Source organism: Burkholderia sp. Z1 (genome assembly GCF_014893795.1).
GTDB lineage: Bacteria > Pseudomonadota > Gammaproteobacteria > Burkholderiales > Burkholderiaceae > Burkholderia > Burkholderia theae.
Map to the genome: position 1 here is coordinate 1041958 of NZ_JACFYL010000001.1, position 21016 is coordinate 1062973.

At 65.8% G+C, this 21016-nt stretch carries 23 protein-coding genes and 4 tRNA genes; 10 read left to right on the forward strand and 17 right to left on the reverse strand.

The window, feature by feature from the left end; genetic code table 11:
• Positions 1 to 60 precede the first annotated feature (60 nt).
• Positions 61 to 462, forward strand: coding sequence for a YXWGXW repeat-containing protein (locus tag H3H55_RS04780; protein ID WP_129513958.1), 402 nt, complete (start codon positions 61 to 63; stop codon positions 460 to 462).
• Between the two features lie 116 nt (positions 463 to 578).
• Here the strand turns inward: H3H55_RS04780 and H3H55_RS04785 are convergent, their stop codons facing one another.
• Positions 579 to 2129 (reverse strand): chloride channel protein, encoded by a 1551-nt coding sequence (locus H3H55_RS04785; RefSeq protein ID WP_193097840.1) that lies wholly within the window; start codon positions 2127 to 2129, stop codon positions 579 to 581.
• Between the two features lie 170 nt (positions 2130 to 2299).
• Between H3H55_RS04785 and waaC the strand changes: the two genes are divergently transcribed.
• Positions 2300 to 3298, forward strand: coding sequence for a lipopolysaccharide heptosyltransferase I (waaC, locus tag H3H55_RS04790; protein ID WP_193097841.1), 999 nt, complete (start codon positions 2300 to 2302; stop codon positions 3296 to 3298).
• A gap of 18 nt (positions 3299 to 3316) precedes the next feature.
• On the opposite strand, the gene H3H55_RS04795 is transcribed toward waaC, so the two are convergent.
• The 9 genes from H3H55_RS04795 to rph form a co-directional block, all read right to left on the reverse strand.
• Complete coding sequence (locus H3H55_RS04795) at positions 3317 to 3496, reverse strand: hypothetical protein (protein WP_129513961.1); 180 nt, start codon at positions 3494 to 3496, stop codon at positions 3317 to 3319.
• 104 nt (positions 3497 to 3600) lie between these two features.
• Positions 3601 to 4911 (reverse strand): MFS transporter, encoded by a 1311-nt coding sequence (locus tag H3H55_RS04800; protein WP_193097842.1) that lies wholly within the window; start codon positions 4909 to 4911, stop codon positions 3601 to 3603.
• 295 nt (positions 4912 to 5206) lie between these two features.
• Entirely contained in the window at positions 5207 to 5698 is a 492-nt protein-coding gene (locus tag H3H55_RS04805; protein ID WP_193097843.1) for an energy transducer TonB, read from the reverse strand.
• A 304-nt stretch (positions 5699 to 6002) separates the two neighbouring features.
• Positions 6003 to 6296 carry a hypothetical protein gene (locus H3H55_RS04810; RefSeq protein WP_072436100.1) on the reverse strand — a complete coding sequence of 98 codons (294 nt, stop codon included), beginning with the start codon at positions 6294 to 6296 and terminating at the stop codon, positions 6003 to 6005.
• Positions 6297 to 6477: 181 nt separating this feature from the next.
• A complete protein-coding gene (locus tag H3H55_RS04815; protein WP_129513964.1) occupies positions 6478 to 6870 on the reverse strand; it encodes a hypothetical protein in 393 nt (130 codons plus the stop codon).
• 141 nt (positions 6871 to 7011) lie between these two features.
• Positions 7012 to 7099 (reverse strand) — tRNA-Ser (locus H3H55_RS04820).
• 92 nt (positions 7100 to 7191) lie between these two features.
• Positions 7192 to 8406 (reverse strand): radical SAM family heme chaperone HemW, encoded by a 1215-nt coding sequence (hemW, locus tag H3H55_RS04825; RefSeq protein WP_193097844.1) that lies wholly within the window; start codon positions 8404 to 8406, stop codon positions 7192 to 7194.
• A gap of 34 nt (positions 8407 to 8440) precedes the next feature.
• Positions 8441 to 9067 carry an RdgB/HAM1 family non-canonical purine NTP pyrophosphatase gene (gene rdgB / locus H3H55_RS04830; RefSeq protein ID WP_193097845.1) on the reverse strand — a complete coding sequence of 209 codons (627 nt, stop codon included), beginning with the start codon at positions 9065 to 9067 and terminating at the stop codon, positions 8441 to 8443.
• Positions 9060 to 9800 (reverse strand): ribonuclease PH, encoded by a 741-nt coding sequence (gene rph / locus H3H55_RS04835; protein ID WP_193097846.1) that lies wholly within the window; start codon positions 9798 to 9800, stop codon positions 9060 to 9062. Before rph ends, rdgB begins: the two co-directional genes overlap by 8 nt.
• A 173-nt stretch (positions 9801 to 9973) precedes the next feature.
• Between rph and H3H55_RS04840 the strand changes: the two genes are divergently transcribed.
• The 4 genes from H3H55_RS04840 (at position 9974) to H3H55_RS04855 (ending at position 14279) form a co-directional block, all read left to right on the forward strand.
• Positions 9974 to 10897, forward strand: coding sequence for a YicC/YloC family endoribonuclease (locus H3H55_RS04840; RefSeq protein WP_129513968.1), 924 nt, complete (start codon positions 9974 to 9976; stop codon positions 10895 to 10897).
• Between the two features lie 6 nt (positions 10898 to 10903).
• Positions 10904 to 11587, forward strand: coding sequence for a guanylate kinase (gmk, locus tag H3H55_RS04845; RefSeq protein WP_129513969.1), 684 nt, complete (start codon positions 10904 to 10906; stop codon positions 11585 to 11587).
• Positions 11588 to 11645: 58 nt separating this feature from the next.
• Positions 11646 to 11849: a DNA-directed RNA polymerase subunit omega gene (gene rpoZ, locus H3H55_RS04850; protein WP_006025620.1), complete on the forward strand. Its 204-nt coding sequence runs from the start codon at positions 11646 to 11648 to the stop codon at positions 11847 to 11849.
• Positions 11850 to 11912: 63 nt separating this feature from the next.
• Positions 11913 to 14279 (forward strand): RelA/SpoT family protein, encoded by a 2367-nt coding sequence (locus H3H55_RS04855; RefSeq protein ID WP_048249688.1) that lies wholly within the window; start codon positions 11913 to 11915, stop codon positions 14277 to 14279.
• Positions 14280 to 14468: 189 nt separating this feature from the next.
• Here H3H55_RS04855 and H3H55_RS04860 read toward each other — a convergent pair.
• The 3 genes from H3H55_RS04860 to H3H55_RS04870 all read right to left on the reverse strand — a co-directional run bounded on the left by H3H55_RS04860 (position 14469) and on the right by H3H55_RS04870 (position 14826).
• A tRNA-Arg gene (locus H3H55_RS04860) sits at positions 14469 to 14545 on the reverse strand.
• A gap of 60 nt (positions 14546 to 14605) precedes the next feature.
• A tRNA-Arg gene (locus tag H3H55_RS04865) sits at positions 14606 to 14682 on the reverse strand.
• Between the two features lie 67 nt (positions 14683 to 14749).
• Positions 14750 to 14826 (reverse strand) — tRNA-Arg (locus tag H3H55_RS04870).
• Between the two features lie 131 nt (positions 14827 to 14957).
• Here H3H55_RS04870 and greB point away from each other — a divergent pair.
• The gene (greB, locus tag H3H55_RS04875; RefSeq protein WP_129513971.1) at positions 14958 to 15521 is read left to right on the forward strand and encodes a transcription elongation factor GreB; all 564 of its coding nucleotides are present in this window, start codon (positions 14958 to 14960) and stop codon (positions 15519 to 15521) included.
• 83 nt (positions 15522 to 15604) lie between these two features.
• Here the strand turns inward: greB and H3H55_RS04880 are convergent, their stop codons facing one another.
• Together H3H55_RS04880 and H3H55_RS04885 are read right to left on the reverse strand one after the other, a co-directional pair.
• A complete protein-coding gene (locus tag H3H55_RS04880) occupies positions 15605 to 16750 on the reverse strand; it encodes a porin (protein WP_193097847.1) in 1146 nt (381 codons plus the stop codon).
• 499 nt (positions 16751 to 17249) lie between these two features.
• A complete protein-coding gene (locus H3H55_RS04885) occupies positions 17250 to 17516 on the reverse strand; it encodes a hypothetical protein (protein WP_129513973.1) in 267 nt (88 codons plus the stop codon).
• 393 nt (positions 17517 to 17909) lie between these two features.
• Between H3H55_RS04885 and H3H55_RS04890 the strand changes: the two genes are divergently transcribed.
• Positions 17910 to 18113, forward strand: a complete 204-nt coding sequence (locus tag H3H55_RS04890) for a cold-shock protein (protein ID WP_011351289.1) — start codon at positions 17910 to 17912, stop codon at positions 18111 to 18113.
• 141 nt (positions 18114 to 18254) lie between these two features.
• Positions 18255 to 19382 carry an exonuclease domain-containing protein gene (locus H3H55_RS04895; RefSeq protein WP_193097848.1) on the forward strand — a complete coding sequence of 376 codons (1128 nt, stop codon included), beginning with the start codon at positions 18255 to 18257 and terminating at the stop codon, positions 19380 to 19382.
• Positions 19383 to 19412: 30 nt separating this feature from the next.
• Here H3H55_RS04895 and H3H55_RS04900 read toward each other — a convergent pair whose 3' ends face one another.
• Together H3H55_RS04900 and H3H55_RS04905 are read right to left on the reverse strand one after the other, a co-directional pair.
• Positions 19413 to 20006, reverse strand: coding sequence for a chorismate mutase (locus H3H55_RS04900; RefSeq protein ID WP_193097849.1), 594 nt, complete (start codon positions 20004 to 20006; stop codon positions 19413 to 19415).
• A gap of 223 nt (positions 20007 to 20229) precedes the next feature.
• Positions 20230 to 20376 (reverse strand): hypothetical protein, encoded by a 147-nt coding sequence (locus tag H3H55_RS04905; RefSeq protein ID WP_009690993.1) that lies wholly within the window; start codon positions 20374 to 20376, stop codon positions 20230 to 20232.
• Between the two features lie 198 nt (positions 20377 to 20574).
• On the opposite strand from H3H55_RS04905, the gene H3H55_RS04910 reads away from it, so the two are divergent.
• A complete protein-coding gene (locus tag H3H55_RS04910) occupies positions 20575 to 20964 on the forward strand; it encodes a DUF2946 domain-containing protein (RefSeq protein WP_193097850.1) in 390 nt (129 codons plus the stop codon).
• The last annotated feature ends 52 nt before the right edge of the window (positions 20965 to 21016 follow it).

The window sequence follows — 21016 nt, forward strand, 5'->3', positions numbered from 1 at the left end:
TTTCGGTCCTCCCGCATTGAACGAATACGCTCGCGTAACTTGTTCAACCAGGAGGTTGTGATGGCTGTCTCTACTGTTCAACGTCGTATCGTTTCGCTCGCACTGTTTGCCGCGGGCCTGTCAGCCGTCGTCGCGCCGTTTGCCGCGCATGCGGACGAAATCCTCGTCGGCGCGCCCGTGATCGCGCCGCAGGGCCGCGTGGTCATCGCCGAGCCGGTCGCCGTGCGTACCGAGGAAGTCGTCATCGTCGCGCCGAACGCGCCGCCGCCCGTGCGCTACGAGGTCGTGCCGACCGCGCGGGTCGGTTATGTGTGGGACCGCGGGCACTGGCACTGGGATCATGGCCGCTACGTGTGGATCGGCGGTCACTGGGAAGCCGAGCGCGTCGGCATGCAATGGGTGCCGGGCCACTGGGACCAGCGCGGTCCGAACTGGTTCTGGACCCGCGGCCACTGGGCGTAATGGAGGCGCGTGATGAAAAGAACCGCCATCGCCATCGTGCTCGTTGCCGTCACGCTGGCCGGGTGCATCGTCGTGCCGGCGCGGCCCGTCTACTACCGGCCGGCGCCCGTCGTGATCTACTGAGCGTCGCGCGGGCCGGGCTGCGCCGGGCCGCTCGCGCCGGATGCAGCCGCCGGCGCGTCGTCGTGCAGCGCCGGCGCGGATGCCGCGCCTTCGACCGGCTCGCCGCTGCTGCCTTCGTCGCGCAGCGTGTCGAGCGGATCGGCGGGCGCGGCGGTTGCATCCTGCGGCTCGGTGACGCCGGTCGTAGTCGCCGCACTCGCCGCACTCGTCGCGGTTGCCGCAGCGTGCTCCGGAGCCGCGACGGGCGGTGCGAGATAGCGGAGGGCGAGCGTCTCGTAGAGCGGCGGCGCGAAAAAGCGCGACACCCGGCTCGACACCAACGCGGTGGCCATCAGCGAAATCACGAGCGCGTGCCCGTTGATCATCTCCATTACGATCACGAACGACGTGATCGGCGACTGCGTGACGGCCGCAAGATAGCCGACCATCGCAAGCGCGATCAGCACGGGCAGGCTCATGTTGCTGAACACGACGTGCAGCAGGTTGCCGAACCCGGCGCCGATCGACAGCGACGGCGCGAAGATCCCGCCCGGGATGCCCGGCAGGTACGACGCGACCATCGACACCATCTTCAGGAACGGATAGAACACCGACAGTGTCTGGCTGCCGTCGAGCAGGCCGCGCGCCTCGGCATAGCCGCTGCCGAATGTCGTGCCGCCGGATACGATGCCGACGACGGCGATCGCGAAGCCGCACAGCGCGGCGAACGCGATCGGTCGCTCGCGATACAGGCCCAGCAGTTGCGCGGGCAGCCAGCGCCCCGTGTTGAGCAGCAGCCAGCAGAACAGGCCGCCCGCGATGCCCGTCACGATCGCGGTGACCAGCACGGCGAGCGCCAGCAGTTTCGGGAAGTGGGGGCCGGCGTCGATCGTGCCGAAATACGTATAGTTGCCGTTCAGGCCGAGCGCGACGACGCCGGCGAGAATGATCGCGGTGATCAGCACGCCGCTTGCGCGCGCGGAGAAGCTGCGGGTCAGCTCCTCGATCGCGAACACGATCCCGGCGAGCGGCGTATTGAACGCGGCCGACAGCCCGGCCGCCGCGCCGGCCAGGACGAGCTGGCGTTCGATCTGCGCGTTCGAGCGCGGGTAGAAGCGCCGCAGGTTGAACATCAGCGCCGCGCCGACCTGCACGGTCGGCCCCTCGCGACCGATCGTGAAGCCGCCCAGGATGCCCAGGAACGAGATCAGCACCTTGCCGAACAGGATGCGCAGCGTCAGCAGCCGCGCGCCGAACGCGCTCGGGCGCGCATGCAGTGTCGCGATCACCTGCGGGATGCCGCTGCCCTCGGCGCCACGGAAGAACCGGCGCGTGAGCCATGCCGACAAGGCCGCGATTGCCGGCGTCAGCAGCAGCGGCAGCCACGCGGCGTGATCGCGCATCGTGCGGAAGCTCTCGTAGCCCCAGTCGATCAGCCGCGCGTAGAGCACGGCCGCGAGACCGACGACGATCGCGCCGAGCCAGAAAATGCCGTATTGGCGCCAGATTCTCACCGAGCGGCGGGTGAGGGCGGGAAACAGGGCGGGAAGGGCGGGGCGTGGCATCGGCGCGGGCCATCAGGCAAAGAATCGATTATAAAAAGAACCGGGATCACGCTACGGGCGTCAATGCTTTGAAAGCTTGTAGCATTTTGTTACAAATGTAATTTACGGATAATGCGCGCGGCGGTCATCCGTCGTTAGCATCCTCAAATGGCAGGCTCTTCCCCGCAAACGTGAAACGTATCCTCATCGTGAAAGTGACGTCGCTCGGCGACGTCGTCCAGACGCTGCCCGTCGTCGCGGACCTGCATCGCGCCTTTCCCGGCGTATCGGTCGACTGGGCCGTGGACGAATCGTGCGCCGAGGTCGTGCGCTGGCATCCGGGCGTGAGCGCCGTCCTTTGCGCACCGCTGCGCCGGTTCAAGAAACTCCGCAATACCGGCGACCTGAAGGCGATCTCGGCGTCGATCGGCGCGTTGCGTGCGCACCGCTACGACGTGGTCATCGACCTGCACGGCGTCTACAAGAGCGCAATCATTTCCGCGCTGGCGCGCGCCGCGCGCCGCGTCGGCTACCAGACGCAGGATCTCGGCGAAGCGGGCGCGCGCTTCGCGTATTCGCATCGCTTCGGCCCGCGGCCGGACTGCGACGCGTGGCACGGAATGCGTGTGAGTGCCGGCGAGGCGCTCGGCTACGTGCCCGAAGGCATCGCCACATACGGCGTCGTCCCGCCGCAGGTCGAGAGTCTCCCGGCTGCCGTGACCGACGGCACGCCGTTCATGCTGCTGTTCCACGCGACATCCAATCCCGACAAGAAATGGCCGGCCGATCACTGGGCCGCGCTTGCCAAGCAGATGATGGCGCGCGGCGTGCGTGTGCTGTTGCCGTGGGGATCGGCCGCCGAGCATGACGACGCGAAGGATATCGCCGCGCGCGCGCCGGGGGCGGTCGTGCTGCCTGCGATGACGGTACGCGAACTCGGCGCGGCGCTCGGCCGGGCCGCGCTCGTGGTGGGGGTCGATACGGGGTTCGTGCACATGGCGCACGCGCTGCAGCGGCCGACCGTGATGATTTTCGTCGCGACGTCGCGTCACCATTGCGGCATCGGCGGTGCACCGAATGCACTGTCGATCGGCGAGCCGGGCGCGATGCCGTCCGTCGAGCAGACGCTGGATGCGATCGCCGCGGTCAGCCCCGTCTATGGCGCGCCGTGCGCGCGGCTGTCCGCCTGACGAGCGGAGCGCGGCGGTTCAGGCGAGCAGCGCCTCGACCGTGATGACGGCGGCGATGGCCGCCAGATTCGCCAGCAGCGCCTCGAACACGAGGCCGCGCCACGTCTTGGGCCGGAAGCGCAGCGCGAGCAGCAGCGCGCCACCCAGCGCGAGCGCGAGGGTCAGGACGAGGTCGGCATTGCTGAGGTGGATATTCATGGCGGCGGCTCCTGCGGGGAGGGATCCTGGGCGCGCGCAACGGCGCGCCCAGGATCGAGTATAGGCAGCGCCGTCCGCCGCACAACCCGGGTCGTCCCGGAGTCTCAGACGAGCGTCGTGTCGCGCGTTTCGCGCATCAGCAGCACGCCGACCAGGCTGATCGCTGCCGCGACGGATACATAGCCGCCAACCCATGACAGCCCGCCACGCGCCGCCAGCAGCTGCGCGATATACGGCGCGATCGACGCGCCGAGGATCCCGCCGAGGTTGTACGCGACGCCGGCGCCCGTGTAGCGGACGTTGGTCGGGAACAGCTCCGGCAGCAGCGCACCCATCGGCGCGAACGTCACGCCCATCAGGAACAGCTCGATCGTCAGGAACAGCGCGACGAGCGGCATCGAGCCGCTGCCGAGCAGCGGCTCCATCGCGAAACCCGACAGCAGTGCGGCGATCGCGCCCACGACGAGGACCGGCTTGCGGCCGAAGCGGTCCGACGCCCATGCGGAAAGCGGCGTCGCGAGCCCCATGAACACGACCGCGAAACACAGCAGGCCGAGGAAGCTCTGGCGCGGAATATGCAGCGCCGACACGCCGTACGACAGCGAGAACACCGTCGAGATGTAGAACAGCGTGTAGCAGACGACCATCGCGAGCGCGCCGAGCAGCGTCGGCTGCCAGTGTTGCGTGACGAGCGTCGCGACCGGCGCGCGCACGCGTTCGTTGCGATCGAGTGCAGCCTGGAACGCGGGCGTTTCGGTGATCTTGAGCCGCACGTACAGGCCGAGCGCGACGAGCACCGCGCTGACCAGGAACGGGATGCGCCAGCCCCAGCTGCGGAACTGCTCGTCGGACAGCGACAGCGCGAGCGCGAAGAACAGGCCGTTCGACATCAGGAAGCCGACCGAGGGCCCCAACTGCGGGAACATCCCGAACCAGCCGCGCTTGCCTTGCGGCGCGTGCTCGGTCGCGAGCAGCGCCGCGCCGCCCCATTCGCCGCCGAGGCCGATGCCCTGGCCGAAGCGCAGCACGCACAGCAGCACCGGCGCGAGCGCGCCGATTGCGTCGTAGCCGGGCACGAAGCCGATCGCGGTGGTGGACACGCCCATCACGAGCAGCGACGCGACGAGCGTCGATTTGCGGCCGATGCGGTCGCCGAAGTGCCCGAACAGGAACGAGCCGATCGGGCGTGCGATGAACGCGATGCCGAACGTGACGAACGCGGACAACGCCTGCGCGGTCGCGGAGCCGTGCGGGAAGAAGACGGGGCCGATGACGAGCGCGGCGGCCGTTGCGTACACGTAGAAATCGTAGAACTCGATCGCGGTGCCGATGAAGCTCGCGAACACGATGCGCCGGTGGCTGACGGCGCCGGCCGAACCGGTTGCGTGTGCAACGGTCGGGGGGGATGCGGACATGGATGTCTCCGTTTTGTCGTTTGGGGCGGTCGGCTGAGCGTGAGGTCGGGCAGGCGGATGCCTGCCCGGGGGCAGCCGAGCGGATGATGCGGTGGCGGCGTGGACGCGCGCCGTGGCGCGAACGTCACCCGCCGGTCGACGATGGAGACGGGTATGTCGCCGCCGCCCGGTGCCGGCGTGGTCGGCTCGCATGCCGGGTGGGGCGCGCGAACGCGCGCGCGGCATGATGGCCGCGCGATTGCGGAAAATTATAGCCAGCGCCGCCACCCACCGGCAATCGCGGGGCGGCGGCAGGTCAGTCGAGCGATTGCGCCTGCGCGGATGCGGTGCTTTGCAACTGGAAATGGCCGTCGTCGTTGAAGAGCCAGCCTTCCATCAATTCGATCTGGCCGTTGCCGTCGAGCAGGCGCGACGGCGGCGCGGGCAGCGGTGCCGAGCGTCGCAGCGACGCGAGCGCGAGCGCTTCCGCCTCGCTGTCGCCGTTGCTGCGATAGACGGACGCGTGGACGAGGCGACCGTTGCGATCGACGGTGAACGCGACGACGACGAGCGAACGGAGCATCGCCTGCGGCGTGCCGCGCAGCAGGCCGGACGGATTGCGTTCGGCAACGCATTTCGCGACCTCGACGCGGTACTGGTCGAGGCTTGCACTGCGTGTGATCGACGGAATCGTCACGATCGAGTGCAGCGACGGCGGCGGCGTGATCGTGCACGCGGCAAGCAGGGCGACGACGGCCAGCGCAGCAGCACGCAGCCGGTCGACGCGCGGACGGAGAACGGGGCGCATGGGAGATAGCCAGAAGTGACTATAAAAAAATGATAGGCGCACGGACGCGACGCGATATCGGGAGAAACGCATAACGCGCGATGTCGGGCGTTGCGATCGCAAATGATGATGGCCGGGCGCCGCGCAGCGCGATGTGACGTGACATGTGACAGCGTGCTCGACGCCGAGCATGTTGCAAAGTTGAAAGGCGCGGCGCGTGCGTCACGTGCAGGTGCGTGACGATCGTTCGGCCGAGCGTAGCGGTCGCCGCATGCAGTACGGCGAACGACGCCCGCGCCATTACCTGCGATGCAGCTTGCCCGGTTCAGAAGCCGTGCGTGACGAGCGACAGCACCGACAGGTCGGGGTGCGTGCCGTCGATGATGCTCTTGCCGATGTGCACGGCTTCGTGCACCGCTTCGTCGACGCTCGCGAAGCTTTCCTCGCCGTCCGCGTGGAACGGCACCGCGTGGCCCGGCAGCGCGGGATTCGCGCCCGGGTGGCACACGTAGCCGGTGTAGGTGTAGCGCGTGTCGCTGCCGGGCGCGGCGGCCGGCACGACATGGATCTCGAAGCCTTCGTAATCGACGTGGTCCGTCGGTGTCGACAGTTCGGTCATGGCGATCTCCGTGGGCCGCGCGCAGGGGTGGCGCGTGCGGCGTCGAGTGCGCGGCGGCGGTCGTGTCGCCGTGTTGAACGAATTCTAGGTGATCGCGGGGCGGGCCGGGAGGCTTCCGCTGCAGTGCGAACGCACGTGTCGACCCGACGGACGGGTGCGCGTGCGCGGCTGCGTCATTGCATTATTTGCAGCGCGCGTCCTTGCGCTGCACGACGATGATCACCGGGTACTTCTGGCCATGGTCGAGCTCCACGCGCGCCACGACGGTCAACGTCGCCGGATCGGAGTCGTCGTACACGCTGACCTGTTCGTTGCGCAGGTAGGTCACGCCGGTGCAGTTCGACGTGCGTCCGTCGTCCGACACCTTGCACTGGAGGTCGTTGTCCTTCAGGTAGTTGTAGGGCGACGGGCTCGCGAGGTATTCGCTCAGGCCGCGCGGCGAGCCACCGACGCCGGTGACGTTCGCGATCGCGCACGACGCCGGCGCGTCGCTGCCGGAGGCGGTGTCGGCCGCGGCATGCGTGCTGACGGCGGCCAGCATGGCGACGAGCGACGAGACGATGAAGGGCTTCATGACGTGGATTTCCCGTTTCGCGATTCGGAGCGCGGGATTGTAACGGCATCCGGCGCGACGCGTCGGAACGTGGGGAGAGGGGGCGTACGGGCAAACAAAAACCCCGTCATTCGGCGAATGGACGGGGTTGGGCGAATTTCCTGGCGGAAGCGGTGAGATTCGAACTCACGGACAGTTTCCCGTCGCTGGTTTTCAAGACCAGTGCCTTAAACCGCTCGGCCACGCTTCCACGCGAGGCGGCATTGTAACCGAAATGCTGCGGTGTCGACCGGAGTTGGCACTTCAGTGCTTACTCCGGTCCCATGCTCCACGGTTGTTTCTTCAATCGTCGCGCAGGAACAATTCCTGCAGGTCGTTGAGGAAACGCTGGCCGAGCGGCGTCGGCGCGATCTGCGCGAAATCGCGCGAGATCAGCCCGCGCTGTTCCGCTTCCTTCAGCGCCGGCTCGATCGTGCTCATCGGCAGCCCCGTGCGTTCGACGAAGCTGTGCACGGGGAAACCCTCGGCGAGCCGCAGCGTGTTCAGCATGAACTCGAACGGCAGGTCGCGCGCGCCGACTTCACGCTCTTCCTGTACGGCCGTGCCGGCCATCGCCTGCTCGATGAAGGTCGCCGGATGCTTGTAGCGCGCCTGCCGCAGGATCCGGTTCGGGAACGACAGCTTCGTGTGAGCACCCGCACCGATCCCGAGATAGTCGCCGAAGCGCCAGTAGTTCAGGTTGTGCTTGCACTGATGATTCGGCTTCGCATAAGCGGACACTTCGTAGCGCCCGTAGCCGGCCTCGGCCGTGCGTGCGTGGATCCATTCCTGCATGTCGGCCGACGCGTCGTCGTCGGGGACGACGGGCGGGAACTTCGCGAACAGCGTGTTCGGCTCGAGCGTCAGGTGATACAGCGACAGATGCGGCGGCGCGAACGACAGCGCGGTCTCGATGTCGGTACGGCATTCGTCGAGCGTCTGGTTCGGCAGCGCGAACATCAGGTCGAGGTTGAAGTTGTCGAACGTCGTCGCGGCGATCTCGACCGCCGCACGCGCCTGCGCGGTGTCGTGGATCCGGCCGAGCGCCTTCAGGTGCACTTCGTTGAAGCTCTGGATGCCGACCGACAGGCGATTCACGCCGCTGGCGCGGAACTGCGCGAACTTCGCGGCCTCGAACGTGCCCGGATTCGCCTCGAGCGTGATCTCGGCATCGGCGTCGAGCGGCAGCAGCGCGCGCACGTCGGACAGCATCCGATCGAGGCCGGCCGCCGACAGCAGGCTCGGCGTGCCGCCGCCGATGAACACGGTGTGCACCTGCCGTCCCCACACGAGCGGCAGCGCCTGCTCGAGATCGGCGCGCAGCGCGTCGAGATACTCGGATTCCGGAAACCGTTCGCCTTTCCACTCGTGCGAGTTGAAATCGCAGTACGGGCACTTGCGCACGCACCACGGAAAATGCACGTACAACGCGAGCGGCGGCAGCGACGTGAGCCGTACCTGTCCGGGTGACGTGAAGGTCGCGACGACGCGCGCGCCGGTTTCCGCAGCCTGGCTCATGCAACCTCCTGCAGCGAATGGATATCGGGCGCGATCATGTTTCCTCCGCGAGCCGTGCAAGCAGCGCCTTCAGCGCGAGCGCGCGATGGCTGTGCGTGTTCTTCACGGCCGGCTCGAGTTCGGCTGCCGTCGCGCCGAGCGACGGCAGGTAGAAATACGGGTCGTAGCCGAATCCGTGCTCGCCGCGCGGCGCGTCGACGATTTCGCCGGCCCAGCGCCCTTCGGCGAACAGCGGTTCGGGATCGTCCGCATGGCGCACGAGCGCGAGCACGCAGCAATAGTATGCGCGCCGGTCGTCGACGCCGTGCAGCTGCTCGACGAGATACGCGTTGTTCGCCGCGTCGCCCTTGTCGCGGCCCGCGCGCTGCGCGTAGCGCGCCGAATAGACGCCCGGCGCGCCGCGCAGCACGCGCACGCACAGGCCCGAATCGTCGGCGATCGCCGGCAGCCCGGTGAGCCGCGACGCGTGCCGCGCTTTCGTCAGCGCGTTCTCGATGAACGTGCCGAACGGCTCTTCCGCCTCGGGCACCGCCAGGTCGCCCTGCGGGACGATCTCGATGCCGACCGTCGAGAACAGCGCGGTGAATTCGCGCAGCTTGCCCGGGTTGTTCGACGCGAGAACGATGCGCGACAGCGGCGCGAGGGTGCGGTCGTCAGGCATGACTGGCGCCCAGGACGTCCTTCTGCAGCTGCACGAGCTCGCCGATCCCGCCCTGCGCGAGGTCGAGCAGCGCGTTCATCTCGGCGCGCGAGAACGGCACGCCTTCGGCCGTGCCCTGGACTTCGACGAACCCGCCGGCGCCCGTCATCACGACGTTCATGTCGGTGTCGCAGCGCGAATCTTCCGCGTAGTCGAGATCGAGCACCGGCGCGCCTTCGTACACGCCGACCGAGATCGCGGCGACGTGGTCGGTGATCGGCGAGCGCGTGAGCTTGCCGGCCGCGATCAGCGTCGACACGGCGTCGTGCGCGGCGACGAAGGCGCCGGTGATGCTTGCCGTGCGCGTGCCGCCGTCGGCCTGGATCACGTCGCAGTCGATGTGGATCGTGCGCGGGCCGAGCGCTTCGAGATCGAACACCGCGCGCAGCGCGCGGCCGATCAGGCGCTGAATTTCCTGCGTGCGGCCCGTCTGCTTGCCGCGTGCGGCCTCACGGTCGCTGCGCGTGTGCGTCGCGCGCGGCAGCATCCCGTACTCGGCGGTCAGCCAGCCTTGCCCGCGGTCGCGCAGGAAGTCGGGCACGCGCTCGGCGACGCTCGCGGTGCACAGCACCTTGGTATCGCCGAATTCGACCAGCACCGAGCCCTCGGCGTGTTTCGTGTAGTGGCGCGTCAGGGCGACCTTGCGCAGTTCGTCGGCGCGGCGGCCGCTGGGGCGGGAAAGGGAAGACGTCATGTGGGGATCGCGGAAGGAGGGGAAACCGCGATTTTAGCGCCGAACGGCGGCCTTGCCCGGCGGAGAGGTCCGCAAAAATGGGATAATGCGCGCTTCCCGCCCCGCGCTTTCCGATGCGCCGGGCGCCTCGACATATCCCCGCCCGCGAGGGCACCCAGACGGCGAGACGAACCATGATCTACAGCATGACGGGCTACGCGAGCGCGACGCGCGAACTCGCGACGGCCACCGGTAATGGCGGCACCAGCGTGTCGGTCGAACTGCGCACCGTGAACTCGCGCTTCCTCGACCTGAATTTCCGGATGCCGGACGACGTGCGCGCGTGCGAACCCGCGCTGCGCGAAATGCTGATGAACAAGCTGTCGCGCGGCAAGGTCGACGTGCGCATCAACCTGCAGCGCGGCGAGCAGAGCATCGGCGCGGGCGCGCTGAACCAGTCGGCGCTCGGTCAGCTCGCCGATCTCGAGCGCGCGGTGCTCGACTCGTTCCCGGGCGTCGGCCGCCTGCGCGCGGGCGAGATCCTGCGCTGGCCCGGCGTGCTGGCCGAGAGCGGCGTGTCGGCTGACGCAATCCGCGACGCGGTGCTCGCATGCGGCAAGGAAGCGATCGGCGAACTCGTCGTCGTGCGTTCGCGCGAAGGTGCGCAACTGGCGACGATGCTGCTGACGAACGTCGCCGAGATGGAAGCGATCGTCGCGCGCATCACGCCGCTCGTGCCGGAGCTGATCGCGAAGCACCAGCAGAAGATCGTCGAGCGGCTGCAGGAAGCGCTCGGCATCGCGGCGCCCGAAGGCAGCGCGCCGATCGTGACGCGCGAGGAAGCCGCGGAGCGCATTCGTCAGGAAGTGACGATGTACGGGATCCGGATCGACATCGCGGAAGAGCTGTCGCGCCTCACCGCGCACCTGAACGAAACGCGCCATGTGATCGAGAAGGGCGGCCGCGTCGGCAAGCGTCTCGACTTCATGATGCAGGAATTGAATCGCGAAGCGAACACGCTCGGCTCGAAGGCGGCGGCGAAGGAACTGGCCGACGCATCGATGGCGCTCAAGCTGTTGATCGAGCAGATGCGAGAGCAAGTGCAAAACCTGGAGTAAAGCAACATGACCGAATCCACCCGCGACGGCCACGCGTCGCATTCGCTGCACAGCGGCGTCTATCCCGGCAACCTGTTCATGGTCGTCGCGCCGTCGGGCGCGGGCAAGTCGACGCTCGTGAATGCGCTGCTGTCGAAGGACAGCGACATCTGCCTGTCGATCTCGTACACGACGCGCAAGCCGCGCCCGGGCGAACAGGACGGCCAGCACTATCACTTCACGACCGTCGACGATTTCCGCACGCGTCACGCGGCGCACGAATTCCTCGAGAGCGCGGAAGTGCACGGCAACTACTACGGCACGTCGCGCGTCTGGATCGAAGAGCAGATGAAGAACGGCCACGACGTGCTGCTCGAAATCGACTGGCAGGGCGCATTGCAGGTGAAGAAGCAGTTCCGCAACGCGGTCGGCATCTTCATCCTGCCGCCGTCGCTCGACGCGCTCGAAGAGCGCCTGAAGAAGCGCGGCCAGGACGAGCCGAACGTGATCACGCGCCGTCTGCTGGCCGCCGGCAGCGAGATCGCTCACGCGTCGGAGGCGGAATACGTGGTGATCAACGAGAATTTCGAGCGTGCGCTCGCGGAGCTCGAATGCATCGTCGCGGCAACGCGCCTGCGCTTTGCTTCGCAGTACGCGCGACACACGGAGCTGTTCATCGAGCTCGGCATCCATCTGCCCCACGCGGATTGACGCGGGGGCAGAGGGACATAAGGTAGAATAAGGACTATATTCAGAAGGAATTACCACCATGGCTCGCATTACCGTCGAAGACTGCCTGAAGCAAATCCCGAACCGCTTCGAACTGGCGCTCGCCGCCACCTATCGCGCGCGGCAGCTCGCGCAAGGCCATACGCCGAAGATCGAAAGCCGCGACAAGCCGACGGTCGTCGCGCTGCGCGAAATCGCCGCCGGCCAGGTCGGCGTCGAGATGCTGAAGAAGGTGCCGGTGTAACGCGCATCCGGCCCGTTCCAGCCATGTAATCCACGCGCGCAACGACTCGACCTGGAGGCGAATATGAGCACCACCCCATCGTCCGCCTCCGCGGATTCGACCACCGAAGCCACGGCCCAGTCGCCTGCGCGCCAGTACATCGACGCGGTCCTCGAACAGTCCTTCCGGCATCTGTTCGGGCCGACCGCCACACCGGAGCAGCCTCGCAAGCACGGCGTCGTTTCGATTGCGAAACTGACGGCCGCACTTGCCGAGTATCTCGCTCCGGACGAAATCAAAGAGGTCAAGGCGGCGTTCCACTTCAGCGACGAAGCCCACCTCGGTCAGTATCGCCAGAGCGGCGAACCCTATATCACCCATCCCGTCGCCGTCGCGGAAATCTGCGCCGGCTGGAAGCTCGACGCGCAGGCCGTGATGGCCGCGCTGCTGCACGACGTGATGGAAGACCAGGGCGTGACCAAGAGCGAGCTGGCCGAGCGGTTCGGCCCGAAGGTCGCCGAACTGGTCGACGGCCTGTCGAAGCTCGACAAAATGGAATTCCGCAGTCGCGAGGAAGCGCAGGCGGAAAACTTCCGCAAGATGCTGCTCGCGATGGCGCGCGACGTGCGCGTGATTCTCGTCAAGCTCGCCGACCGCCTGCACAACATGCGCACGCTCGGCGCGGTGCCGATGGAAAAGCGCCGCCGCGTCGCGCGGGAAACGCTCGACATCTATGCGCCGATCGCGCACCGGCTCGGGTTGAACAACACGTATCGCGAGCTGCAGGACATGAGCTTCGCGAACTTCAACCCGCATCGCTACGCGACGCTCGAGAAGGCCGTGAAGGCGGCGCGCGGCAACCGCCGCGAAGTGATCAGCAAGATCCTCGAGGCCGCGCAGCGCGCGATGGCCGACGCGAAGATCGATGCCGAAATCACCGGCCGCGAAAAGACCATCTACAGCGTCTACCGGAAGATGCGCGACAAGCAGCTGTCGTTCTCGCAGGTGCTCGACGTGTACGGCTTTCGCGTCGTCGTCGACAGCGCGCTCGACTGCTACACGTGCATCGGCGCGCTGCATGCGCTGTACAAGCCCGTGCCCGGCAAGTTCAAGGACTACATCGCGATCCCGAAGATCAACGGCTATCAGTCGCTGCACACGACGCTCGTCGGCCCGTTCGGCGCGCCGATCGAGTTTCAGGTGCGCACGCGCAAGATGCACGAGATCGCCGAGGCGGGGGTTGCCGCGCACTGGCTGTACAAGAACGGCAGTGCGGATCTCAGCGACGTGCAGAAGCGCGCGCACCAGTGGCTGAAGTCGTTGCTCGACATCCAGAGCGAAGCCGGCGATTCGAGCGAATTCCTCGAGCACGTGAAGATCGACCTGTTCCCCGACGCGGTCTACGTGTTCACGCCGAAGTCGAAGATCATGGCGTTGCCGCGCGGCGCGACGGCGCTCGATTTCGCGTATTCGATCCACAGCGATCTCGGCAACCAGTGCGTGGCCGTGAAGATCAACAACGAGCTGCTGCCGCTGCGCACCGAGCTGAAGAGCGGCGACATCGTCGAGGTGATCACCGCGCCGTATTCGAAGCCGAACCCTGCATGGCTCGGCTTCGTGCGGACCGGCAAGGCACGCTCGGCGATTCGTCACTATCTGAAGACGATGCGGTTGAACGAGTCCGTGCAGCTCGGCGAGCGGCTCGTCGACCAGAGCCTGAAGGGCTACGGCCTCGCGCTGGCCGACGTCGAGCCGGAAGTGTGGGAGAAGCTCGTGCAGTGGACGGGCAACAAGAGCCGTCAGGAAATTTTCGCGGACATCGGCCTTGGCCGCCGCGTTGCCGCGGTGATGGCCAAGCGCATCGAGGTGCTGATGAGCGGCCGCGACGCGGACGACGATCTGCCGAAGTCCGAGCGGCATCCCGCGCATCATGCGCCACCGGTCGTGATTACCGGTACCGAAGGGATGTCCGTGCAGTTGTCGGCATGCTGCCGGCCGATTCCGGGCGACGCGATCATGGGTTACATCGGCATCGGCCTGGGGATGGCGATTCATACGACCGATTGCCGTGTCGCGCAGCGTATTCATCGCCGCGATCCGGGCCGCTGGATCGACGTCGAATGGGCGCCGCAGCCGGGCCGCCTGTTCGATGTCACGGTAAAGGCGCTCGTGAAGAACACGAAGGGCATCTTTGCGCGCGTGGCGGCGGACATCACGTCGGCCGACGCGAACATCGTTCACATCGCAATGGACGAGGACCTGACGCACGAATCGACGGTGCTGCGCTTCGTGATCCAGGTCAGCGACCGCGTGCATCTCGCGAACGTGATGCGGCGCGTGCGAACCAACCCGGACGTGATGCGGATCATGCGCGAGCGGTCCACCGACGATGGTGCGCATGCGCGCCACGACGGCGGCATGCGCATCGAGCGCGAGCGGCAGGATTATTGACGCGTGCCCGTTGTGGGCGATCGATCAGCGGCGGCCAATGGCCGCCGTTTTCATTGGTGCTGCTGAGCGAAACTGCGGCGTAGCCGGGGCCTTCCGAGGTCGGGCGGGCGAACGGTGTCGTGACGCGAGCAGGGGGTGAGGGGAGGCAGAAAAGAAAAAGGGCTTTCCCGGAGGAAAGCCCTTTTAAGATGGCGCGGCTGGCAGGATTCGAACCCACGACCCCTTGGTTCGTAGCCAAGTACTCTATCCAACTGAGCTACAGCCGCACGCAAAGCGGTACTGCTTAACTGTCGGAACCTTCTGCGATGGGAAGGTCCCCAAAAAGGTGGCGCGGCTGGCAGGATTCGAACCCACGACCCCTTGGTTCGTAGCCAAGTACTCTATCCAACTGAGCTACAGCCGCACGCAAAAACAAAAAGCTACTACTTCGAACTGAAAGGGCCTTCGGTTGGGAAGGCCCTCGAAAAAAGTGGCGCGGCTGGCAGGATTCGAACCCACGACCCCTTGGTTCGTAGCCAAGTACTCTATCCAACTGAGCTACAGCCGCACGCAGAAGCGAAATTATAGCAGGGTTGTATAAAAAGGGAAGCCTTATTCGCGAATTACGCTGCTTGGCCTTGCCGGGGCGCCCATCGTGTACCCTTGGAGCATCAATCATCCCGATTTTGAATCTGCATCATGAACAAGGCGTTTGTCAAAGAGTCGGACGGTGACGACGACGATCTCGACCAGGCTCAACCCGCGATTCCGGCGGGCGCGAAGAACTACATCACGCCGGCCGGCCACAAGCGGCTGCGGGACGAGTTGCTGAGCCTGATCGACGTCGAGCGCCCCGAGGTCGTGCGGCTCGTGTCGTGGGCCGCGTCGAACGGCGATCGGTCGGAGAACGGCGACTACATCTACGGCAAGCGGCGGCTGCGCGAGATCGATCGCCGCATCCGCTTCCTGACGAAGCGGCTCGACCTTGCCGAAGTCGTCGACGCGAGCCGGCAGGAGAATGTCGACCAGGTGTTCTTCGGCGCCACGGTCGATTACGAGACCCCGGACGGCGAGGATCACACGATCACGATCGTCGGGATCGACGAGGTCGATCTCGACCACGGCTGCGTCAGCTGGATTTCGCCTGTCGCGCGTGCGCTGATCAAGGCGAAGATCGGCGATACCGTGACGCTGATGACGCCGGCCGGCCCGCAGCCGATCGACGTGCTTGACGTCCGTTACCCGGCATCGGGCAACGCCTGAGCGGCGGCCGGGTTAGTCCGACAAAGAAAAAGCGCCCCATCGGGGCGCTTTCTCGTTCGGCGTGCAGCGGATGTGCCGGTCGCTCAGAAGCGATGACGCATGCCGGCCGTGACCGCGATCTGCTTGTTGGTCGATGACGCGGCACCCAACCCGTTGATGTTGGCGCCGAGGTCGAGGCCGTCGTTGTTGACCTTCTGGAATTCGCCCTGCAGGTAGACGTCGGTGCGCTTCGACAGCGCGTAGTCGGCTTGCAGGTTGAACTGGTGCCAGGTCGGCTTGTCGCCGGCCAGACGGCCTTGCGTGTACGTGTAGGAGCCGGCGAGCGACAGCGCCGGCGTCAGCGCGTAGCGGCCGTTCAGTTCATAGTTGCTGAAGCGCGCGGTTCCGCCGAGGCCCGTGATGCCGCCAGATACGCCGGACTGTCCCGCGCTGATCGCGCGGATGCTGGTGAGGCGCGTCTGCGTGAACACGAAGCCGACCGTGGCGGGGCCGAACCCGTAATTCAGGCCGGCGCCCCAGGTGCGCTGCACGCGCGACGCGAAGGTCCAGTCGCCGGTCACCGCGCCCGGATCGGTCGCGGCCTGCGCGAGTGCGTTCACGTTGCTGTTCAGCTGCAAATAGGCCGCGGCGAAGTTGAAGCCCAGGTAGCTGTACGACACGCCGCCGCTATACGCGCGGTTGTTCGCGAAAGACGTCGAGTTCGAGAACCCGTACAACGCACCGAACTTGAGGCCGCCGTAGTTCGCGCTCTGGTACTTGACCGCGTTGTTGATCCGGAACGAGTTGTTCAGGTTGTCGTTGTCGAACGGGTGGGCGAACTGGGTGCCGCCGTACTGCGTCCCGGTCAGCGACAGCGGCCCGAGATAATCGACGACGCTGTCGTATTGACGGCCGAGGGTCAGCGAACCGTAGCTGTCGTGCGCGAGGCCGACAAACGCTTGCCGGCCGAATTCGCGGCCGTTTTGCTTCAGCGCGCCGTTATTGATGCCGAAACCATTTTCCAGCGTGAAGATCGCTTTCAGGCCGCCGCCGAGATCTTCGGTGCCGCGCAAGCCCCAGCGGCTGCCGTTGACCGAACCGCTCGTTTCCTGCCAGTTGCTGTGGCCGCCCTGATTGTTCGTGTAGGTGATGCCTGCATCGATCAGGCCGTATAGCGTAACGCTGCTTTGTGCATGTGCTGCAGTAACGAATACACCCGACAACGCGGTGACGATCAGGGTTTTTTTCATGGATCTGTCTCCAAACAGGATGATGTCGATCGAACCTGCTGCGGACTGGCATGTTTTGCTTGACGCTTTTGCCGGCCCGGCAGAGCGGCGGTGCGCTTATCAGAAAGCCATCTTCAGTGTACGGAGTGCGCGGAGCGGGGGAGGATCACGCTTTAAGCAATAATGTATTTTGGAATCCGCAAAGATCGACGAGATGGCGCAAACGATTGCCCATCAAGGGTTTGCGGCGGTGCAGCGAAAAAAATGGCGATCAGGACTACGTAACGGGCGTTGCGTGATCGCGACAGCGATCAGCGGCGGGCGGTGGGGGCCGTAGCTCGATTATTGACACATCGGCAATAGAGGTTTGTGTGGAGCATGAATAATGAAAGGTTGTTATCTCGTTATACTGCGATCTCTGCTTTCCGAAGCAGACTTTTTCGTTGACGGAAAAGATCTCCAAACCTTTGTCGGCGCGACTTCCCAGTCGCGCTTTTTTTTTGCCCCGCCTTCCGGCGCGCTATTGCGCGTACGAGCGCCGCTTGCGCTTGGCCGCAGGCGCGGCTTCCTCGGTTTCGGTTGTCGGGGGCGTGTAGGTCCAGTCTTCCATCACGTAGTGACGGGCATCCAGTGGCGATGCGAGCAGGTTCTGCCAGTGATCACCGTGCCAGGTCGTATCGAACTCGGTGTCGCACGGCGCTTCGCGAGCGGACTCGGCCAGGGCGCGGGACTTGCGGCGTACGCGTCCGAGCCGGCTCGCGAAGCGCTTGATTCCGTCCAGCCACATGACCCTCTCCTTCCTTTCGGCGTTGAGGCAGCATGTCAATGTCCCCGGGTTTGCGCAACCCGGAAAAAACCCGAGGATTTTACCGAGTCGATTTGTCCCCGGTAGGAATTTCACGGGAAAGATTATCGGAGATCCGATCCCGGTAATGTTGACAGGTTTTTGGTGCGAATCAATTAATTAAAGGCGACGGTGTACCGATTCCAATGGCATTAGCTCTTTTTTGATAAAACGGTCGCTAAAAATTTCCTTGACGCACCCGGATTGTCCAATTTATAAAGTCAGCACTCCGTCCTCGGGCGGCGTGCTGGTGCAGGTGCTGGCGCAATGTTTCGGGATTTCGGGAAACGGCTATAAAAATAGCTTTTTTGATCTAATCGAGTGGGGAACGAAGACATGGATACCGGTATCGTGAAATGGTTTAACGATGCTAAAGGTTTCGGCTTTATTACGTCGGACAATGGCGGTGAAGATTTGTTTGCGCACTTTTCCGAAATCAAGATGGACGGCTTCAAGACGCTGAAGGAAAACCAGCGTGTTTCGTTCGACGTCAAAGTCGGGCCGAAAGGCAAGCAGGCAGCGAATATTCAGGCGGTCTGACGCGCCGCGCATTGCCGATCACGTCCGGCCCCCGCTTCGCGGGGGCTTTTTGCTTTGTGGGGACGGAACATCCCGGTCCGGGCTGGCCGGGAGCACGCATGCCGGTGCATACTCACGGAAGCACCGTTTTCCTGTCTCTTCATGTCCGATTCCCGTCCGTCCGATCCCGCCAGCGAGCAGCCGCTCGTATTCGTCGACCTTGAAACCACCGGCGGATCGCCTGCCGAGCACCGCATCACCGAAATCGGCGTGGTCGAAATCGGCCCGCTCGGCGTGTCGACGTGGACGACGCTCGTCAATCCGGGGCAGTCGATTCCGCCGTTCATTCAGCAACTGACGGGCATTTCGGACGCGATGGTGCGCGACGCACCGTCGTTCGCGTCGCTTGCACCGGCGCTGTTCGAGCGGCTCGACGGCAAGCTGTTCGTCGCGCACAACGCGAGTTTCGACCGTGGTTTCCTGCGCGCCGAATTCGAGCGCGCCGGCCTCGCGTTCAATCCCGATGTGCTGTGTACGGTGCGGCTGTCGCGCGCGCTGTTTCCGCGCGAGTCACGGCATGGACTCGACGCGTTGATCGAACGGCACGGCCTCGTTCCGGCTGCGCGCCACCGGGCGCTGGCGGATGCCGACCTGATCTGGCAGTTCTGGCGCCAGTTGCACGACATCGTGCCGCTCGAGCGGCTGCGCGACCAGATCGCGTGCACGACACGCCACTTCCGTCTGGCCGGCGACCTGACCGAGGCCTGGCTCGATACCGCGCCCGCCGGGTGCGGCGCGTACGCGCTGTTCGGGGAGGCTGACGTGGCGCTCTATGTCGGCCGCAGCGTGCGCGTGCGGCAGCGGCTGCGCGCGCTGCTGACCGGCGAGCGCCGATCGTCGAAGGAAATGCGGCTCGCGCAGCAGGTGCGGCGCGTCGAATGGCGCGAGACCGGCAATGAACTGGGCGCGATGCTCGCCGAAGCGCAATGGATCGCGCGGCTGCGCCCGTCGTACAACAGGCGTCCCGCGGCGGACACCGCCCGTGCCGGCGGTGCGCCCTGGCCGTTCGAGGGCGCCGTTGCGTTCGAGGCGCACGGCGAGCACCGTCTGTTTCACGTGATCGACGGCTGGCGCTATCTCGGCTCGGCGGAGTCGCTCGACGCGGCTGCGCGGCTCGTGGCTGACGCGGAAGAGGGCGCGTTCGAACCCTTCACCCACCGCCTGCTGCAGACGCATCTCACGCGCGGCCTGCAATTGATTCCGCTCGCCGCGCTCACGCCCGCGGGTTGAGCGCAGCGGCGCGTTCCGCGCCTCGCCGTGTCAGCCGATCGCGCTTGCGCCGCCGGCCGAGCAGACGTGCGACAGCGCGGTGTCGAGTGCTTGGGTCTGCGTGGCGTCGTAGCGCGTGAGCGTCTTCCAGTTCGCGATGCTGCGCGCGAGCCGCGCCTGGCAATCGGGTGCATTGCGCAGTGGCCCGACCTGGGCGAGGCCGGCAAGCATTTTCTGCGTCAACCGGTCGAGCGCCGGGCGCGTGCTGGTCGCGAGATCGGGCGGTGTGCCTTCGGGCGGCCGCGTCGCGCGCCAGGTCGCGAACAGGGCGTTCTGCACGTCCTTGCTCGCGGCGATCTGATCCTCGAAGAACTGTCGTGCGAACGCAGGATCGATGCCGGCCTGTGCCGCGCGCTTTTCGACCGATGCGAGCAGGGCCGCTTCGCGCGGCTGGTCCTCGATCGCCTTGTGATTCGCCCATTTCCAGCGCGCGACCGGTTCGGCGAGCGCGAGGCGCTGCGACGCGAGCGCGACCACGTTGGTGAGGGCGGTGTCGTCGCCGTCCGCGCTGGCGATGCGCGGCGACGACAAGAGGGCGACGCCGAGCGCGGCGACAGCAACGCTGGCACGAATGGCTTGCTTCATTGGAATGATCGGGAGAGCCGGGTGGGCCGGAGGTGGAAAACCAGAAGAATAGACGAAGACAGTCGCGCGGCGTAGCGACGCGACAGGAGAATCAGCAGGCGAGCTGATCCGGCACCGTCAGGCTGTTGCGGCCCGGGTGCGAGGCGAATTGCGCGCGATGCGCAGAGATGAACCGCACGATAGCGATGATCGACACGTGGCGGTTACAGAACCGAACAGGCGTTCACTTCGGCGAGTACAGCTTGTGCTGCTCGTCGAAGAATGCCCGAACGTGCTCGGGCAATTCGGCGAGGAATTCCACGCCGACGGGTTCCGGATCCGGGCTCATCACTTGCTCGGGCGGTGGCATGCGAGTTGGTCTTTCGTCCATGGTCGTTTCTCCAGCAGGTTGGATAATTATCAACCTCGTGCTTGGATTTATGCCAGAGGCGAATCGTTAGATTTTGTCTCTGTTGTATTAACGGCACATGCGCTGTGATGCGAAGTGCGATGCCGACTATTGCATTGTGCGCAATCGGCAACAATCGGGCCGCTTGTTATACTTGCGCGCACTTTTTCCTGGGCCGCGATGAAACGAACGACGCGATGGATCAGCCTCGTCTGGCTGGCGCTGGTACTGAACGTACTGTCGCCCGTCATCGGCTACGCGCGTCTTGCGTCGAGCGGTTCCGGCGAGCTCACGCTCGAGTTGTGCAGTGCAGCGGGCGCTCGCCAGATCGTGCTCGCGCAGGCGGGCGACGACCGCGACACGTCGTCGTTCGACCATGCCGGCGTACCGCACTGCGTGTACTGCCCGGGCTTCGCGGCGAACGTCGCGCTCGGCACGAGCCTGCCCGCGATGCCGGGCTTCGTGCGGACCTTCGCCTACCGCGCGGCCGCCCCGGCCATTCCCGATTTTCCCCGCAAGGGCATCCGTCTCGCGCAGCCGCGCGCCCCGCCTGAAAACACCTCGATCTGATTGATGTCGTTCGCGCGCCCTGGTGGCGCGCGTGCCGCCCGCGGCCGGGTCC

What these genes read in the sequence shown, in the direction of transcription:
- H3H55_RS04780 (WP_129513958.1), top strand. Translation starts at nt 61, where the DNA reads ATGGCTGTCTCTACTGTTCAACGTCGTATCGTTTCGCTCGCACTGTTT.
- H3H55_RS04785 (WP_193097840.1), bottom strand. Translation starts at nt 2,129, where the DNA reads ATGCCACGCCCCGCCCTTCCCGCCCTGTTTCCCGCCCTCACCCGCCGC.
- H3H55_RS04795 (WP_129513961.1), bottom strand. Translation starts at nt 3,496, where the DNA reads ATGAATATCCACCTCAGCAATGCCGACCTCGTCCTGACCCTCGCGCTC.
- H3H55_RS04800 (WP_193097842.1), bottom strand. Translation starts at nt 4,911, where the DNA reads ATGTCCGCATCCCCCCCGACCGTTGCACACGCAACCGGTTCGGCCGGC.
- H3H55_RS04805 (WP_193097843.1), bottom strand. Translation starts at nt 5,698, where the DNA reads ATGCGCCCCGTTCTCCGTCCGCGCGTCGACCGGCTGCGTGCTGCTGCG.
- H3H55_RS04810 (WP_072436100.1), bottom strand. Translation starts at nt 6,296, where the DNA reads ATGACCGAACTGTCGACACCGACGGACCACGTCGATTACGAAGGCTTC.
- H3H55_RS04815 (WP_129513964.1), bottom strand. Translation starts at nt 6,870, where the DNA reads ATGAAGCCCTTCATCGTCTCGTCGCTCGTCGCCATGCTGGCCGCCGTC.
- hemW (WP_193097844.1), bottom strand. Translation starts at nt 8,406, where the DNA reads ATGAGCCAGGCTGCGGAAACCGGCGCGCGCGTCGTCGCGACCTTCACG.
- rdgB (WP_193097845.1), bottom strand. Translation starts at nt 9,067, where the DNA reads ATGCCTGACGACCGCACCCTCGCGCCGCTGTCGCGCATCGTTCTCGCG.
- rph (WP_193097846.1), bottom strand. Translation starts at nt 9,800, where the DNA reads ATGACGTCTTCCCTTTCCCGCCCCAGCGGCCGCCGCGCCGACGAACTG.
- H3H55_RS04840 (WP_129513968.1), top strand. Translation starts at nt 9,974, where the DNA reads ATGATCTACAGCATGACGGGCTACGCGAGCGCGACGCGCGAACTCGCG.
- gmk (WP_129513969.1), top strand. Translation starts at nt 10,904, where the DNA reads ATGACCGAATCCACCCGCGACGGCCACGCGTCGCATTCGCTGCACAGC.
- rpoZ (WP_006025620.1), top strand. Translation starts at nt 11,646, where the DNA reads ATGGCTCGCATTACCGTCGAAGACTGCCTGAAGCAAATCCCGAACCGC.
- H3H55_RS04855 (WP_048249688.1), top strand. Translation starts at nt 11,913, where the DNA reads ATGAGCACCACCCCATCGTCCGCCTCCGCGGATTCGACCACCGAAGCC.
- greB (WP_129513971.1), top strand. Translation starts at nt 14,958, where the DNA reads ATGAACAAGGCGTTTGTCAAAGAGTCGGACGGTGACGACGACGATCTC.
- H3H55_RS04880 (WP_193097847.1), bottom strand. Translation starts at nt 16,750, where the DNA reads ATGAAAAAAACCCTGATCGTCACCGCGTTGTCGGGTGTATTCGTTACT.
- H3H55_RS04885 (WP_129513973.1), bottom strand. Translation starts at nt 17,516, where the DNA reads ATGTGGCTGGACGGAATCAAGCGCTTCGCGAGCCGGCTCGGACGCGTA.
- H3H55_RS04890 (WP_011351289.1), top strand. Translation starts at nt 17,910, where the DNA reads ATGGATACCGGTATCGTGAAATGGTTTAACGATGCTAAAGGTTTCGGC.
- H3H55_RS04895 (WP_193097848.1), top strand. Translation starts at nt 18,255, where the DNA reads ATGTCCGATTCCCGTCCGTCCGATCCCGCCAGCGAGCAGCCGCTCGTA.
- H3H55_RS04900 (WP_193097849.1), bottom strand. Translation starts at nt 20,006, where the DNA reads ATGAAGCAAGCCATTCGTGCCAGCGTTGCTGTCGCCGCGCTCGGCGTC.
- H3H55_RS04905 (WP_009690993.1), bottom strand. Translation starts at nt 20,376, where the DNA reads ATGGACGAAAGACCAACTCGCATGCCACCGCCCGAGCAAGTGATGAGC.
- H3H55_RS04910 (WP_193097850.1), top strand. Translation starts at nt 20,575, where the DNA reads ATGAAACGAACGACGCGATGGATCAGCCTCGTCTGGCTGGCGCTGGTA.